Origin of the sequence: Anabaena sp. UHCC 0253 (genome assembly GCF_009712085.1) — a bacterium.
Taxonomy (GTDB): Bacteria; Cyanobacteriota; Cyanobacteriia; order Cyanobacteriales; family Nostocaceae; genus Dolichospermum.
This window is the reverse complement of record NZ_VILD01000001.1, coordinates 570,821-586,520: the sequence shown is the minus strand read 5'-3', so window position 1 is coordinate 586,520 and position 15,700 is coordinate 570,821. Positions and strand designations below refer to the sequence as shown.

The 15,700-nt window shown below is 37.8% G+C and carries 14 protein-coding genes; 9 read left to right on the top strand and 5 right to left on the bottom strand.

The window, feature by feature from the left end; genetic code table 11:
- From mnmG to FJR38_RS02590, 3 genes are all read left to right on the top strand, one after another.
- On the top strand, positions 1 to 1,513 hold a 1,513-nt coding region (mnmG, locus tag FJR38_RS02600), incomplete at its 5' end, for a tRNA uridine-5-carboxymethylaminomethyl(34) synthesis enzyme MnmG (RefSeq protein WP_254449322.1).
- A 283-nt stretch (positions 1,514 to 1,796) separates the two neighbouring features.
- Entirely contained in the window at positions 1,797 to 2,279 is a 483-nt protein-coding gene (locus FJR38_RS02595; RefSeq protein ID WP_168493787.1) for a hypothetical protein, read from the top strand.
- Between the two features lie 8 nt (positions 2,280 to 2,287).
- Entirely contained in the window at positions 2,288 to 2,668 is a 381-nt protein-coding gene (locus FJR38_RS02590; protein WP_168493789.1) for a DUF423 domain-containing protein, read from the top strand.
- Between the two features lie 79 nt (positions 2,669 to 2,747).
- Here the strand turns inward: FJR38_RS02590 and FJR38_RS02585 are convergent, their stop codons facing one another.
- From FJR38_RS02585 to FJR38_RS02570, 4 genes are all read right to left on the bottom strand, one after another.
- Positions 2,748 to 4,337, bottom strand: coding sequence for a B12-binding domain-containing radical SAM protein (locus FJR38_RS02585; protein WP_168535215.1), 1,590 nt, complete (start codon positions 4,335 to 4,337; stop codon positions 2,748 to 2,750).
- A gap of 154 nt (positions 4,338 to 4,491) precedes the next feature.
- On the bottom strand, positions 4,492 to 5,238 hold the full coding sequence (locus tag FJR38_RS02580) for a creatininase family protein (RefSeq protein ID WP_168535213.1): 747 nt from the start codon (positions 5,236 to 5,238) through the stop codon (positions 4,492 to 4,494).
- Positions 5,239 to 5,633: 395 nt separating this feature from the next.
- Positions 5,634 to 5,852, bottom strand: a complete 219-nt coding sequence (locus FJR38_RS02575) for a DUF2839 domain-containing protein (RefSeq protein ID WP_168493796.1) — start codon at positions 5,850 to 5,852, stop codon at positions 5,634 to 5,636.
- Positions 5,853 to 5,932: 80 nt separating this feature from the next.
- Positions 5,933 to 7,495, bottom strand: coding sequence for an ATP-dependent DNA helicase (locus FJR38_RS02570; RefSeq protein WP_168535211.1), 1,563 nt, complete (start codon positions 7,493 to 7,495; stop codon positions 5,933 to 5,935).
- A gap of 103 nt (positions 7,496 to 7,598) precedes the next feature.
- Here FJR38_RS02570 and FJR38_RS02565 point away from each other — a divergent pair, with 103 nt between their 5' ends.
- Positions 7,599 to 8,561 (top strand): M48 family metallopeptidase, encoded by a 963-nt coding sequence (locus FJR38_RS02565; RefSeq protein WP_168493800.1) that lies wholly within the window; start codon positions 7,599 to 7,601, stop codon positions 8,559 to 8,561.
- Between the two features lie 117 nt (positions 8,562 to 8,678).
- On the opposite strand, the gene FJR38_RS02560 is transcribed toward FJR38_RS02565, so the two are convergent.
- Positions 8,679 to 9,605, bottom strand: coding sequence for an AAA family ATPase (locus FJR38_RS02560; protein WP_168493802.1), 927 nt, complete (start codon positions 9,603 to 9,605; stop codon positions 8,679 to 8,681).
- 375 nt (positions 9,606 to 9,980) lie between these two features.
- On the opposite strand from FJR38_RS02560, the gene FJR38_RS02555 reads away from it, so the two are divergent.
- The 5 genes from FJR38_RS02555 to FJR38_RS02535 all read left to right on the top strand — a co-directional run.
- A complete protein-coding gene (locus FJR38_RS02555) occupies positions 9,981 to 10,409 on the top strand; it encodes a hypothetical protein (protein ID WP_168493804.1) in 429 nt (142 codons plus the stop codon).
- Positions 10,410 to 10,592: 183 nt separating this feature from the next.
- Positions 10,593 to 11,288 (top strand): hypothetical protein, encoded by a 696-nt coding sequence (locus tag FJR38_RS02550; protein WP_168493806.1) that lies wholly within the window; start codon positions 10,593 to 10,595, stop codon positions 11,286 to 11,288.
- A gap of 61 nt (positions 11,289 to 11,349) precedes the next feature.
- On the top strand, positions 11,350 to 11,817 hold the full coding sequence (locus FJR38_RS02545; RefSeq protein ID WP_168535209.1) for a hypothetical protein: 468 nt from the start codon (positions 11,350 to 11,352) through the stop codon (positions 11,815 to 11,817).
- 27 nt (positions 11,818 to 11,844) lie between these two features.
- Entirely contained in the window at positions 11,845 to 14,796 is a 2,952-nt protein-coding gene (locus tag FJR38_RS02540) for a CHAT domain-containing protein (RefSeq protein WP_168493810.1), read from the top strand.
- A gap of 251 nt (positions 14,797 to 15,047) precedes the next feature.
- Positions 15,048 to 15,700 (top strand): glycosyltransferase family 39 protein (locus FJR38_RS02535; protein WP_217359967.1); only part of this gene is annotated, 653 nt, incomplete at its 3' end.

The following is a 15,700-nucleotide window of genomic DNA, read 5'->3' as shown; positions in this document are numbered from 1 at the left end:
TATTGGTTTAGAAACTTATTTTGGCGTATCTTTTCATTGCAAAGCGGTAATTCTCACCACCGGGACATTTTTAGGTGGGAAAATTTGGGTGGGGAATAAATCAATGCCCGCAGGACGCGCGGGAGAGTTTGCAGCGGAAGGTTTGACACAAACTCTCAACCGTTTGGGATTTGAAACCGGCAGACTGAAAACCGGGACACCAGCACGGGTTGATAAGCGTTCCGTGGATTACAGTAAAATGGAGATTCAACCGGGAGATGAATCTGTGCGTTGGTTTAGTTTTGACCCCGAAGTGTGGGTAGAACGGGAACAAATGCCTTGTCACATGACCAGGACAACTCCAGAAACTCATCGTTTAATTCGGGAAAATTTGCACCTGTCACCTGTGTATGGTGGTTGGGTGGAAGCAAAAGGACCCCGCTATTGTCCGAGTATTGAAGATAAAATTGTCCGTTTTGCTGATAAAGAAAGCCACCAAATTTTTATTGAACCGGAAGGAAGAGATATTCCGGAATTGTATATTCAAGGTTTTTCTACTGGTTTACCCGAAACTTTGCAAATTTTGATGTTGCGAAGTTTGACTGGTTTGGAAAATTGTGTAATGTTGCGCCCAGCTTATGCGGTAGAGTATGATTACTTACCCGCAACTCAGTGTTATCCGACATTGATGACCAAGAAAATCCCGGGGTTATTTTGTGCAGGACAGGTAAACGGAACTACTGGTTATGAAGAAGCTGCTGCTCAAGGGATAGTGGCAGGAATCAATGCAGCGCGGTTTGTGCGGGGTGAGGAAATGATTATTTTCCCTCGTGAGCAAAGTTATATTGGCACGTTGATTGATGACCTGTGTACGAAGGATTTACGCGAACCTTATCGAATGCTCACCAGTCGCTCAGAGTATCGGTTATTACTACGATCTGATAATGCTGATATCCGCATGACACCATTGGGACGGGAAATAGGTTTAATTGACGATCGCCGCTGGGATTTGTATAGTCAAAAACAAGAGCAAATTACAGCGGAGAAAAAACGCCTCCAGGCAACTAGAATTAAAGAGCATGAGGCAGTGGGACAAGCGATCGCTCACGATACCCAAGAAGCAATTAGAGGTTCTATTACCCTGGCTGATTTACTGCGTCGTTCGGGTATCCATTACGTGGACTTAGAACGCCACGGACTCGGCAACCCTACCCTCAAGCAAGCGGAAAAAGATGGGGCAGAAATTGACATCAAATACGCTGGTTATTTAGCAAGACAGCAAAATCAAATTGACCAAGTTGCCCGTCAAGCAAATCGCCAATTACCTGGTGATTTAGACTATTCAGCCATTGAGACTCTATCTAAAGAATCCAGAGAAAAGCTGAATAAAGTTAAACCTCTCACTATTGGACAAGCAGCGAGAATTGGCGGAGTTAACCCAGCAGATATCAATGCCTTATTGATATATTTGGAAATAGCTAAAAACAAAAATCTTCATCCCAATTTCACGCAAGTTCCAGTAATTTCAGGGTAATCCAACTCTTCACCCAAAATAAAAACCACTCTTAATCGAGTGGCTTTTAACAATTATTCAGCAAACCCCATATAGCATATGTGAATTTTGAAAAAATCTAAGTATTTGTAAGGTGCGTAAAGCTATTGCGATCGCATAACGCACCATTAATCAAGTTTACGGTAGGTTACTACGTATCTTGATGGTTTCACCTCCCGGAAAGGATACAAAAATCAAATATTAGTGGAAGCTTTTTGCAAGTGAGGTTAAAATCACAAGCAATGTCTAATTCTGAAGTGGAACTATGAAGACGGCTGAAAAATTGGCTGCTGGTTGGTTACTAACACTCGGATTTATGTTTTTGGCGATATCAGTATCAGAAATCATAGATAAATCGGCACAATCTGGAGTGAAAGTATATCCTGTCGAGGGAGAACAGATATTTTCATCTCCAAATCCGGCTCAGACAAGTAAAGATGCTATTGTAGGGGGGATAATTTTTGGTGTTCCTAGCGCCATATTGGGTAGTTGGTTAGCATTAAGTTTGTACCAACAAAATCGCAAAGATAAACAAGTATTAAAGCAACAAAATAACGAACAATTGCGATCGCAATTTTATCAAACGTTACAACAAAATCAAGGAAGAGTAACTTTATTAAATTTTGCCATGCAATCTCAATTACCAGCAGCAGAAGCTAAAAAATATTTAGATGAGAAAGCTAAAGAATTCAATGCGAATTTTCAAGTAACAGAAGAAGGGGCTGTATCATATCATTTTGATGTGTAATAGGTCTGATGACACAGATTTTTTTAACTATAGCCGCCATTTTTGGCGGTTTGTCTGTTGCTGGTGGTGCTTTTGGCGCTCATGCTTTGCGGGAAAAAATTAGCGCCCGTTCCCTGGAAATATTTGATACTGGCGCTCGTTATCAAATGTACCACGCGATCGCACTGTTGTTAGTTGCCATTCTCATGATTCGGTTAGAAAATCCACCAACTACACTTTTAGTGAGTGGTTGGTTATTTATTATTGGTGTCGTGATTTTTTCAGGTAGCTTGTATGCTATCAGCTTAACAGGAATCAAATCTTTAGGAGCGATCGCCCCACTCGGAGGATTAGCATTGATGGCTGGTTGGGCTGCTTTGGCTATAGCTGGTGCAACGATCAAGTTTTAAATAGGAGTGAAAATTAAATGTGCGTTTCCTAGAACCTTTCTAGAGACGTTCCATGGAACGTCTCTACAATCTATTTCACTTAAACTAAAACTTGCGCTTTTTCCTCTTCCAGCTTTACCTCAGCTTCTGCTTTGAGAAACTCAGCTACTTGCGCCTCAATTTCATCCCGCACAATCTGACGATATTCTAAGAAATGCTCAATTTGAGCGCAAACAGCTAAATAACTACTAATACCACCTGGATTATGTTTGTACATATTCCACAGATTACGCCAGAATTGCCAACGGGTACTACGTAAAGCACCTTGTCGCCAGCAAATAGTCAACAAAGCCCGTAATACCTTCCAATTCAAGGGTTTTTTCGCACCTTTGCCCTTTTTCGGGTAAGTTGCTTCGCCCAAAATCCGGAAGTGACGATAAGCACGATCTAAAAATCGTGATGGTTCGTAAAGTTCCCAAAACGCTTCTACATATTCACTAGCAATTTCTGGTAAAGGCCGAGTGGGGACAAAATTCATCAATGTGGTTTGATTGATATTCGCCGATTTACTCCGGAGTCGGTTTTCCTTGGCTAATCTATGCCACAATGCTGTATCTGGTAGGGCTTGCAGCATACTAAATAAAGCAGTGGGAATTGATGTCTGTTCCACAAATTTAACAATTCTTCCCCCAGCACCTGTTTTTTCACCATCAAATCCAATAATAAAACCTGCCATAACTCGTAACCCTGAGCGCGTAATTTTATATACGGCTTCGCTGAGGGAATCTCGTGTATTTTGGAATTTTTGAGTAAAAGCGAGACTTTCTTCATCGGGGGTTTCAATACCCAAGAAAACAGAACCAAAATTACACCTTACCATTGCATCCATCAATTCTTGATCTTGGGCTAAATCAACGGAAGCCTCTGTCGCAAAGGAGAAAGGATAGTGATGTGCAACCATCCAAGGTTCTAGTTCTTTCAAGAATAATTTAACGTTGCGTTTATTGCCGATGAAGTTATCATCTACCATAAAAATACTGCGTCGCCAACCTAATTCATAGAGATAATCAAGTTCAGCTAGGAGTTGCGCTGGTGTTTTGGTGCGGGGTTTGCGACCATAGAGAACGATGATATCGCAGAATTCACACTGGAAGGGACAACCACGGGAAAATTGTACCGACATTTCCGCATAAGCATCAAATTCCAGCAAGTCAAAGCGAGGAATGGGGGTGGTGCTGACATCTGGCTTTTCTCCACCAGAGCGAAACATTCCTGAAGACTCACCGCGGGAAATTGCTTCTATAAATAATGGTAAGGTAATTTCTCCCTCATCCAAAATCAAATAATCTGCACCCACATCTGTAACTTCGTTGGGTAATGCTGTTGGATAAGGGCCACCTACAGCCACCCGCTTACCACGGCGTTTTCCTTCTTGAATCTGTGCCAGTAAATCCTCTTTTTGAACTATCATCGCTGATAAAATCACCAAATCAGCCCAAGCCCATTCTGCTTCTGTGATATCACGAATATTCCGGTCTACTAGCTTAAAATTCCATTCTTGAGGTAAAATCGCTGCTACTGTCACCAAGCCCAGAGGGGGTAACATTGCTTTTCTGTCTAGCAAAGCTAGGGTTTTTTCAAAAGACCAAAAACTTTTTGGAAACAGAGGATATATAAGTAAAACATTCATTATCTTAATCGCTAACCCTGAATTTTGTTTGTAGGTTTATAACAAAGACTGAAAATACATTATGGATGTGCCAAAATTCCATTGCGTAAATTATATAGCAAGTGATACACCAGGAGTAGGGGCGCAGGGCCTGCGCCCAGTCAGGAGTCAAAATTTATTCCTCTTTGACAAACTCCAGATATCCTTTACTTAATTCTTCGACGGATAAATCATAAAATTGTTTACCATGTTCTGGAGTTGCTAAATCTGGATTTGAACCCATGCGGCCATCTGGGTAACGGGAACGAAAATCAACAGCACTATAAATTTTATGTCCACCAGCAACTTCTGGAGAAAGAGGAGCTTTTTTAATTGCTTCTGGATAAATGTATTGGGTAACAGCTACTTCGCTAGGGGTAGCATGAGAACCTTCTTGATCACCATATAATTCTTTGGCAAGTTTGTACACAGAACCACCCATAAACCAATTAGCAATTTGACATTGTATTTTTGAGGAATTGGGAATTTGTAACTCTTCTAAATGAGCATAAGTTTCTGAAAAAGCAGCTTTGAGAGTGGCGATATTTCCCCCATGTCCATTAATAAAATAGAATTTGGTAAAACCTGATTTTACTAAACAAGTTAAATAATCTCTAACTACTAAAATTAAGGTGCTAGGACGTAAACTAATTGTTCCGGGAAAAGCTGTATGATGTAATGCCATACCAACATTAATTGTTGGTGCTACCATTGCTTGAGTTGCTTCACCAACACCCTTTGATATAGATTCTGCACAAATTGCATCAGTACCGATTAATCCCGTTGGTCCATGTTGTTCCGTTGAACCAATTGGTACAATAATTCCTTGAGATTGTTGTAAATAAGTTTCAACTTCAGTCCAAGTGCTTAAATGTAAGAGCATTTTATTTTTAGAAGTTCAGGATTTCAGGAGACAGGATTCGTAGGGACGAAGCATTTGGTATAAGGGCGTTCGCGGATCGTGCTGGAAGCATTAATATTCGGTGTAAGGGCGAAGCATTCGGAAAATAAACTTGGGAAAAAACCGAGAATTAATCGCCCGAATGCTTCGCCCCTACATGGAAAAAACTGAGAATTAATCGCCCGAATGCTTCGCCCCTACATGGAAAAAACTGAGAATTAATCGCCCGAATGCTTCGCCCCTACATGGAAAAAACCGATAATTAATCGCCCGAATGCTTCGCCCCTACAGGAGTATGGCTTACGCCACGCTGCGCTATCAGAAAGAAGGAAGAAATAAAATTACCCAATTACCAATTACCAATCACCAATTACCAATTACCCAACAATTTCCCACCAGCCGAAAGCAGGTCCAATAAAACGGATTGTTACCCATGCAACAACCATCAGGCTAATACCTATCCATGCACCACGAGTAGTTATAGCTACAAATTGTTCAGCCTGGGTTTTAGTGATGGGAACCCAAGGTAAGATTTTAGTAGTGTCTTGCCCGTATTCTTCTCCTAGAGAGTCTTTACGGCGTTTTGCTTCACCCATAATTTAATAAATTTACAACTTTAGAGTTCAATTTAGATTTTAGTAGAAATTAGCCTTTGGTTAGTGGTGATTGCAAGTAATTAACCAGAATCATCTTCATGTGTGGAAGAGAATAAACTGGGATCAAGATAGTTTAAACGGGCTAGGGGACTAAGAGAAGAGAGGATTTGAGCGCCATAGCTGCGGTTAACGACACGACTATCTAGTAAAGCAACAATACCTTGATTTTCGCGAACAGGTGCGATCGCTCTTTGTAATTCATTCATGGCTGTGGGTAATAAGTACAGACGAAACCAATCTTGGTGCGATCGCTTATAATGAGCTACTCTCCCGGCTACTAAAGGATTTTCCAAAGATGGTAAAGGCAAAGTTGCAATAATTAACAATCTGGGTGATGGTAAAACACTTTGATTTTCTCGCCAAAATTCCCAACCAGTAATCAAAATCCCATTTTCATCTAAACAAGTTTTTTCTACCTGCACCCGTGAACCAAACTCAGAAGCCAAAATTGCCCCCACTCTGGCTTTCAGTGGCACATCCCCTATCAATATTACTGTCATTCCTGGTGCAGTTGCACTCAAACATACCAAAGTGCGAACTTGATGAATCAAAGCTCCTTGAAATTCCGGTGTATTCGGCAAAGGCAACTTATAAGGGGCATACAGTTGAATCGCTTCCCCTTGACTATCAGCCGTAAACCTCAAGCAAGTAACATCTTCTAAACCCAACCGTTGACGAAATAGAGGCGCTTCCGTTTCTGGTTCTAAAGCACTACCAATTAAGACTACAGGTTGACGTTGCCAAATTGGTGCGAGGATTTTACCCAATTCAATTGGGGCATAATGTAACGAAAATAAACCTTGACGGCGGGCAATTGTTGCCCAAAATAAAGGATAGTGTGAAGGGCAAGTCTCAGAAGCAGAATCTTCTAAATATGGGAATTGTTGCCAAAAATTTCGCCAAACTTCGGGAAGATTCGTTTTATCCAAAGCCAAATATAAATCTTGTAAAATTTCGATTTCTGGCTGAGAAATTAGATAACAGTGATATGGATTTTCGGGATGCTGAAATAATGTATATGTCAGTTCTACCCTAACTTCCCGAATCATCTCCGCTTGATATGGGTAAGCCAGCATTAACTGATCCCAATCATGGGGTTGAATAGTTTGAGTCAGTTGAGAACGCACCCAATCTTCTAAATCGTCAACACCATCAATAATTGTCGGGATATCGGCAGGAAATTGACCATTATCAGCCAATTGCCCTTTTAACCAAGCTTCCGGGGAAGTCAACAGCAAACCGTGAAAATCAGGACTTGGCCAAGCGTCACCAGTTCTAATGGGCTTATTTGCTGGTAGCCATTGTTGGAGTCTGGGAATTTCCACCTTCAACAAACGTTGCTGTACCGTTTCCGAAGCGACAATAATTACAGAACCGTGCCACATTAAAGCAGAGGCAATAAAACTGGTGCGATATCGCCCTTGATGTCCACAAACTGCTCCTACCTGGATTAAAGCACTACGTCCCAAACGCAAAGCGCGTGCAACCAACCTAGCCATAGTCAAATGATGAGGCCAAGAAGGGAAACCCGCCTGCGATCGCAGGAAGTTATGCAATGACAAATGAACTTCAGCCTCAATCACGTGCTTTTAATTCCATAACAAGTTATTTTTTTGGAACTACCCCATTTCTATTATGTTGTCAATTGTCAATTGTCAATTATCCCAATCACCATTCTCCTAAATTATGCCAACTTATACCGGAATTTCCAGTGAAGCTTTCAGACATCCACTAGATCGTCAAGCAGAAGAAGCTCTCCGCAGTTTACCGGGATTTGATTTAATCGCTCGTAAATTTGTGGAATTTGTCTATGAACGCCCCCAACTCGTCTATTTAATGGGTAACTCTATTCAAGTCGGACCACGCCAATATTCCACTATTTACCAGATGTTCCGAGAATGTGTGCGAGATTTGGACATTTATCCAGAACCTACATTGTTTATCTCCCAAAATCCCCAAGTTAACAGCTATGCGCTAGGACAAGAAAATCCTTACATAGTGGTCAATACTGGGTTACTAGAGTTACTCAATGAAGCCGAAATTCGGGCAGTATTAGCCCATGAACTGGGACATATTAAATGTGGTCATACTATTTTAATTCAAATGGCGATGTGGGCGATGAATGCCGCTTCTGTTATTGGTGAACTCACCTTTGGTTTAGGTAATTTTGTCAGTCAAGCCCTAATTTATGCCTTTTTTGAGTGGCGACGCAAAGCTGAATTATCCGCAGATCGGGCAGCACTATTAGTCATGGATGACTTAAACACAGTCATGTCGTCCATGATGAAAATTTCTGGAGGTAGTAATAAATACGCCCATGAATGTAGTTTACAAGAATTTATCCAGCAGTCAGAAAAATATCAAGCCCTAGATGATGATGGCTTAAATCAAGTATATAAGTTTCTCATCTACAATGGCGCTCAAGGCATGATGCTGAGTCATCCCTTTCCTGTAGAACGGTTACATTATTTACGCAGTTGGGCAGTATCAGCAGAATACCAGGAAATTCGCCAAGGCAACTATCAACAAAAACCGGCTCCTGGCTCAGTTAATGTTAAAGTTGAAACATCAGAAAATGAAGCGGAAAAACTGCGAAAAGAAATTGAAAAATTACAAGAAGAAATTAACAAAATGAGAAAGTCTAATTAATTAAAGCAGGATTTGTAGGGGCGAAGCATTCGGTGTAAGGGCGAAGCATTCGGAAAATAAACTTGGGAAAAAACCGATAATTTATCACCCGAATGCTTCGCCCGTATTTTTACTAAATCAACTTTCTGTTTCGCAGTCAGGAACACCTTCTCTAAATACTCGACTAGCGAGAATGTCTACTGCTTCAATGGTAATTAAATCCTGCTTTTTTAACAGTTTGCCACTGCTTAATAAACGATTGGCTTGACGTAACCGCGCTCTATCTATAGCATTACGTACACTTCTAGCATTAGCAAAATGGGGCATTGTCTTCCGTTTAATTAAATATTCGCGGAAGGCTATTTCAGCATCTGGACTAAAACAATAATTTTGTGCTTTGACTATGGATTGGGCTATCACCATTAAACTATCAACACCATAATCATGAAATTCAATATGTAATCCAATCCGCGAATTCATCCCCGGATTACTATGAAAAAATCTGTCCATCTGGTCTTTATAACCCGCCAGAATGACTACTAAATCATCACGCTGGTTTTCCATTACCTGCATGAGAATTTCTATAGCTTCTAAACCAAAATCTCCGGGGTGATCTGGACGATATAAAGTATAAGCTTCATCAACTAATAAAACACCCCCCATGGCATTATTTAAGACTTCCCTTGTTTTTGGTGCTGTTTGTCCAATACCTTGTCCAACTAAATCATCTCGTGTTACCAACATCACATTTTCTTTGCGAATATATTCCAGACGATAGAGGATTTCCGCCATTCGCATTGCTACAGTAGTTTTTCCCATACCAGGATTACCTAGAAAAGTCATGTGTAGGCTAGGCGCACCTGCATTCAAACCCAAACTTTTACGGATACGGTCAACCAACAACAAAGCCGCCATTTCCTTGATTTTGTTCTTGACGGACTTTAAGCCGACTAACTCCTGATCTAGCTTATCCAGAATGTCTTGCACATGAGATTCTTGGAATGCTGTTTCTATATCTATTTCGCCATTTTGATCTATTTGTTTTTCTAATATCTGTTCCGTCATGCTATCACCTCTGTTAATGAATTTGATGATAGCGTTGAGTGGGGAAATATAAAAGAACATAATCTTAATATGTCTGATATATTTTTCTTACTTATCAATTTCCGAGTTTGGTCATAGAGAAAACATTATCTATCTTACCTCACCTCCAATATAGAAACAGCCTGATTTCCTTGTCTGTGTCTTGAACTCAGGATTTATAGCGTTTCAACACTAGTAAAATTGTTCTATTGAATAAGTGCAGATCAATACTTTTTGATCTGTGTCACGTAGCACCCAGAAGTAGGAAAATTATCCAAGTTATTATTTACTGGAGAAAATACTCACTATTCCTCTAGTTAAAATTTGACTTAAGCTGTTATTAACATCAAAATCAACATGATTAGTAAATTGACACAACGGTTCTTGACTTTGACGCTTGTTTTTACTCTGTCCTTTTTCTCTTTGGCAGTTCCTTTTGCTTCTGCAAATCACTACTTTTCTAATTCTCCAGCAAGTTTGACCTCAAATAACAGCGAAATTAATGATAGTTTCAAGTTCTCTGAAGATGATTTTACTCCTCAAGAACATCAATCACTACAAGCTATCCGTCAGCGTCGCAATAAAGAGATTGCCGCAATTTTAGATTTATCTCAACGCAATCTACTTACCCATGAATTACATCAAGGCAATAATATTGATCAAGCTTTAGAAGTATTAAATTTAAGTTCTGCACAACGAGAATTAGTAAATTCTATAACTGTATTAACTAATTTGAAATTGAAGGGAATTTTTTCTCGCCATGGGTTACTAGACAGTCATAAATAAAGTCATAGTTTGGCAATCATCAATTATGCCAGTTGTGGGAAATATGACTTTTCTGCAACTGGTAATAAATACAGGAAAATAATTTATATAAATTAAGTTAGAAATTTGATTAAATAACTTGATAAAGCTATTAAATAATTGTAAAATACCTAAAACAAACTCGATTTTTCAGGTGTATATTTTTTGCAATCACTAAAGATTAAGGAAAAACTCAATTCACTGATTGAGGAAGCATCTACAGTAGATACCCGTTTAGCAATCAGATTAAACCAGATTAACCTCTGGATAAAAGATGTTAAACCTGGTACGCTGATGTCCAAAAAATTTGTACTGTTATTTTTGCAACAGTTTATCCAAGATACTGATGCTTGGCTGAAACTCAAATCCCTATCTTCTGAAGAAGAACAACAGTTAGCTTTAGATGCACTACCGCCCACGCTAAAGTATTGGTATGGTTATTTGTTTCCCAAGTGGTTGAGTAAAGATGACTCCAAGTTTTTTATTTGGAGACGAAAACTAATGGCGGGTGATTTCAGTCAAGAAGATGGAAAACTGATTGACTCTATTGCTGATATTATTGAGCAAGGTGGTGGTACGGTTGTCAAAAGATATATTGTGGACTTGTCAATGGCAACTGATATAATTGTTAGTAGTAGTCAGAACAAACCACTCTGTGTGCAAATCACTAGCATATCTGAAGAGTTTTTACAAGATAAATTTAATAATTGGGAAAATACTCTGCTGTTTTGGGAAATAGAAAGAGGATTATTATTAAGTTATAATCCCGGTGCAAATGATTTTATAAATCAGGTAGTCAATACAGCGTTAGATAATAGCGATAATCTTAATATGGGTATTTATCGCAAATTAAATTTATAGTTTTGAGTTAGTTAAAGTTATATGTTTTGTCTAAGAATATTTTTCAAGGAAGTGAGTAATTATGGTTAATCAACAAATAACTGACCGTCAACAGAGATTAGAAAGTTTTTTAGAATCTGTAAAAGCTGCCCAACAATTACAAGATGATATCATGAAATATGGACTAGATGCAGCTTATTTGTATTGTGATGATGTTGAGGGTGATTGGTTAGATACTTGGGGAGATGATAATGATGAACCAACTTATATAGAAAAGATGACAACTTTCTTAGAAAGTGATGATGCGATCGCGGTAAAGGTACGGGAAAAGTTACAGAATAAATCTGTTTCCGAAATTATTGAAGGTTTAGAATATTGTTTGAGTCAATTGACAGAGAATAAGAGAATTTTTGCAGCGAAGGATTTGTTAGTAGGTGGTGTTGCGTTTGCAGGAAGCGATCGCAGTTCTACTAATGATATGATTGATGAAACTGAGTTGTTAGATTTGGCGGAAGATTTGCTAGAGAAATTGACGGAGATTTTGGGTTAATTATTATTTAAGGGTGCTGGAATAAATATGGCTAAGGGATTCGGTAATAACAACAAAAATAAGAACAAAATTAATCAATATAGCAAGGAAAATATAGAGTTTTTGTGGGCAGTGTTACAAAAAATTCATGATAGTAATGCTGAACCACAAATAGTTTACCCATTTTTTTTAGCCAATTTGGATAAATTTGATGAGAAATTTCAGGATTTTTTAGAGAAATGGGGAGGGTTGAATTTACCATTTATAGAGCCAGAAATAACGGCAATCAAAGTTGGAATGGATATTATGCATTTCAGTAATTTGATTGCTAGTATACCTATAGGAAATATAAAAATTCACTTAGAGATTGCTATTACTGGATACAGATTGGCTGCACTGATTATTAATAGTACAGAATTTTCCAAAGTTTCAGAGGGTATAGAACTTTTAGCTATACTTCAAAATAATTTTGGCGAAGTATATAGAAAGCGAATATTGGGCAACTGTGCAGAGAATTTAGAACACGCAATTAATTGTTTTAAATCATCCTTGGAAGTTTTGTATAGTAAACATTCTCTAGAACTATTGACAGACATCCTAAATAATCTTGGTCTTGCTTATTTAGATCGCATTTTTGGAGACAGAAGAGAAAATATAGAAATAGCAATTAACAATTTAAAAGCAGCATTGTCAATGTTAGATAGTGAAATTTTCTCTGAAAAATGGGCATACACTAAAGGTAATTTAGGTATTGCTTATAAAGACAGAATTTTGGGAAATCGATCTGAAAATATAGAACTAGCAATTTTATGCTATCAGGACGCACTAAAAATTTATAATCTTGAGAAGTTTTCAAAACAATGGTCAGATATTTATCATAATCTCGGAGATGCTTACCTCTATCGAACTAGAGGAGGGAGAACGGAAAACTTAGAATTGGCAATTAAGTCATTAGAAACATCTTTACAAGGGTGTACTTACGAAACTTTTCCTTATGATTGGGCGGAAACTCAGAATAATTTAGGAACTGCTTACTTGAATCGCTTAATAGGAGATAAGAAAGAAAATGTTCAATTAGCTTTCAACTACTACCAGCAAGCTTTACGAGTACGTACTATAGAAGCTTTACCAAGGAAATGGGCAGAAACTCAAATGAATTTGGGTTATGTTTATTACTATCTAGAAAACATTGCAGAATCAATAAAATCTTTTCAAAATGCTTTGGAAATAGAAAAATTATTAAAAGATCACTTAGCATATTTTAGAACAGGCAGAAATTTAGGGAAAATTGCATTTCAATTACAGTTTTGGAAAGAAGCTATCGAAGGATATAGTGCAGCAATTGAAGCAGTAGAAACTAGCCGCAGTTGGGCAAAATCAGAGTCACGTCGTCAAGAAATTCTAGAAGAATCAATTGATATTTACCAAAATATAATACAAGCCTGTATCAATGCTGGACAAATAGATAAAGCCTTTGAATATTCTGAACGCTCTCGTTCTAAACTTCTAGTAGATTTAATGGCAAGTAATCACCTCTCTCAAAGTGAGAATATCCCGCTAAAAGTCCAAGAGTTATTACAGCAATATGAAGAATTACAACAACTAATTAACACAGAACGTCAAAAGCATAAATCAGAAAATAACCGCAGTGAAACCCGCGCAGTTTGGCAAGCATACAACGAGAAAATAGCCTCTCTAGAAGCGGAGAAACAACAAACTTGGGAAAATCTCAGACGTGAAGATCCTGTATTAGCTGGAGAAATTCAAGTTCAGCCTCTGAGTTTGTCAGAAATTCAGAGACTAATTGATAATCAAAATACAGCAATTCTCTCTTTTTACACTACGAACACTGATACCCATATTTTTATAGTCAGAAAAGACAGAATAACTCTTCATACTTGCACCGGAGAAGGCTTGGAAATATTACAACAATGGATTTATCAAAATTGGTTATTAACTTATACTAGTGATGTTAAAAAATGGGAAAGTCAAATCGAAGCTATTCTGCGTGAACTTTCTCAACGGTTGCAATTATCGGAATTAATTGATCAACATCTTCAAGAAATAGAAGAATTAATTATAGTACCTCATTTATTATTACATCAAGTTCCCTTTGCTGCTTTACCAATAGGATATCAAGAATATTTAGTAGATAAATTTTTGATTCGTTATACTCCCAGTTGTCAAATTTTAGATTTTTGCTATCAACGTCCAAATTTAGAACCATTAGATATTAATTCTCTACAATACGGAACAGTAGAAGACGCAACAGATGATCTACAATGTGCTAGATTTGAAGGTGAAAACATAGCCCAGCTATATAATATTCCAATAGAAAAAAGATTAATTGGTAGTAGTCAAGCTACTCGTGAAAATTACCGTCAATTAGCTGAACAGGTGCAAATTCTTCACTCTTGTCACCATGCCCAATCTCGCCTTGATAATCCATTAGAATCAGGATTGATATTAGCTGATGGTAATATTACTTTAGGACAATTAATGTCACCAGGTTGGCGTTTACCTAATCTTATAGATGTGTTTCTCTCATGCTGCGAAACGAATTTAGGTACACCTGCTTTAACTGATGATATTCTCACTCTTTCCACAGGCTTTTTATGTGCTGGTGCTAGAAGTGTAGTTAGTTCTTTGTGGTCAGTTAATGATTTAGCAACAGCCTTCTTTTCTATCTTTTATTATGAACAGCGAAAACTCGGTAAAAGTCGCCCAGAATCTTTACAACAAGCTCAAATAAAGCTAAGAGAATTGAGGAAAGCTGACCTTGACGAAATGTGTCAAGAAGCAGAAATTCAAAGAAAAAAAGCTAGAAATGAGAGAAAAAAATACCCCTCTGATTCAGAAGAGTATTTAGAGTGTATGAGAGAATATAAAAAATATGCAGAAATATCAATAGCAATTGATAAATTCCAAAAAGCAAAAGGAGAATTTCCCTTTGTAAATCCTCGTTACTGGTCTGCTTTTATTGTTCACGGTTTACGATAAATAAAAAATATTCAGGGTGCATTAGAAAAACCCAGCGCACACTAATCATATTGTGAAATGTTTAATTTTTAGTTAACTTGCGCCATTTTGTATTAGAAATCCGCCAAAACAATACCCCTTTCAGAGGATGTCTTAGTTGTGGGAAATATAACCTTTCTACGACTGGTAATAAACTCAGCAAAATGGCGTGTCTATAAAAGGTAGCAGAATTATAATATTTCTAGCCAGCATTAATAATAGAGATTATACAAGTGCTAGATTCAATCCTACCATTGTTAACAAGGTTACTTGCTCGGAAAGATTGGTTTTTTTGTACACTTATTACCATCTTAGGTTCTGCAATTAGAATCTATAACTATGATCAAATTCCTGCACATAATTGGACTGCTGATGAATATGCTTTTGCATGGAGTGGTATGAGTTTGATTCAAGATCATGTACCTACAAGTTGGTCTTGGCTAAAAGCTTATGGAGATATTCCCAAAGTGTATTGGAAAAATGGAACTTATCAGTTAGTGACACCGTGGCTAGATCATCCTCCTTTATTTAGTTTAATTGTTGGTAGCGCAGCAATTTTAGGAGGTGCAAAGACTTTTTTTGATTGTACATTAACGTCTATAAGAATTCCATCTTTAATATTGGGGATTGTTTCTATTTCTCTCTTTTATGTCTTCAGTTTAAAATTATGTAATACGAATATTGCAATTATCTCTACTTTGATTTTTGCGACAAATCCTAATACTGTTTTTCTTTCTAGATTAGCAGTTAGCGAAAATCTCATTGTTTTTTTAAAGTTTATCTACTTTACTTTGTTTTTAAAGTATATTGCGAATCTGCTAATTCAATCTATCTTTACTATTTCTGCTGTTTTAGCTGGGATAGCATCTCTAGCTAAAATAACTGG

Coding starts and splice junctions, on each gene's coding strand:
- FJR38_RS02595 (WP_168493787.1), top strand. CDS start 1,797: ATGAAGACGGCTGAAAAATTGGCTGCTGGTTGGTTACTAACACTCGGA.
- FJR38_RS02560 (WP_168493802.1), bottom strand. CDS start 9,605: ATGACGGAACAGATATTAGAAAAACAAATAGATCAAAATGGCGAAATA.
- FJR38_RS02565 (WP_168493800.1), top strand. CDS start 7,599: ATGCCAACTTATACCGGAATTTCCAGTGAAGCTTTCAGACATCCACTA.
- FJR38_RS02575 (WP_168493796.1), bottom strand. CDS start 5,852: ATGGGTGAAGCAAAACGCCGTAAAGACTCTCTAGGAGAAGAATACGGG.
- FJR38_RS02545 (WP_168535209.1), top strand. CDS start 11,350: ATGGTTAATCAACAAATAACTGACCGTCAACAGAGATTAGAAAGTTTT.
- FJR38_RS02590 (WP_168493789.1), top strand. CDS start 2,288: ATGACACAGATTTTTTTAACTATAGCCGCCATTTTTGGCGGTTTGTCT.
- FJR38_RS02585 (WP_168535215.1), bottom strand. CDS start 4,337: ATGAATGTTTTACTTATATATCCTCTGTTTCCAAAAAGTTTTTGGTCT.
- FJR38_RS02555 (WP_168493804.1), top strand. CDS start 9,981: ATGATTAGTAAATTGACACAACGGTTCTTGACTTTGACGCTTGTTTTT.
- FJR38_RS02580 (WP_168535213.1), bottom strand. CDS start 5,238: ATGCTCTTACATTTAAGCACTTGGACTGAAGTTGAAACTTATTTACAA.
- FJR38_RS02540 (WP_168493810.1), top strand. CDS start 11,845: ATGGCTAAGGGATTCGGTAATAACAACAAAAATAAGAACAAAATTAAT.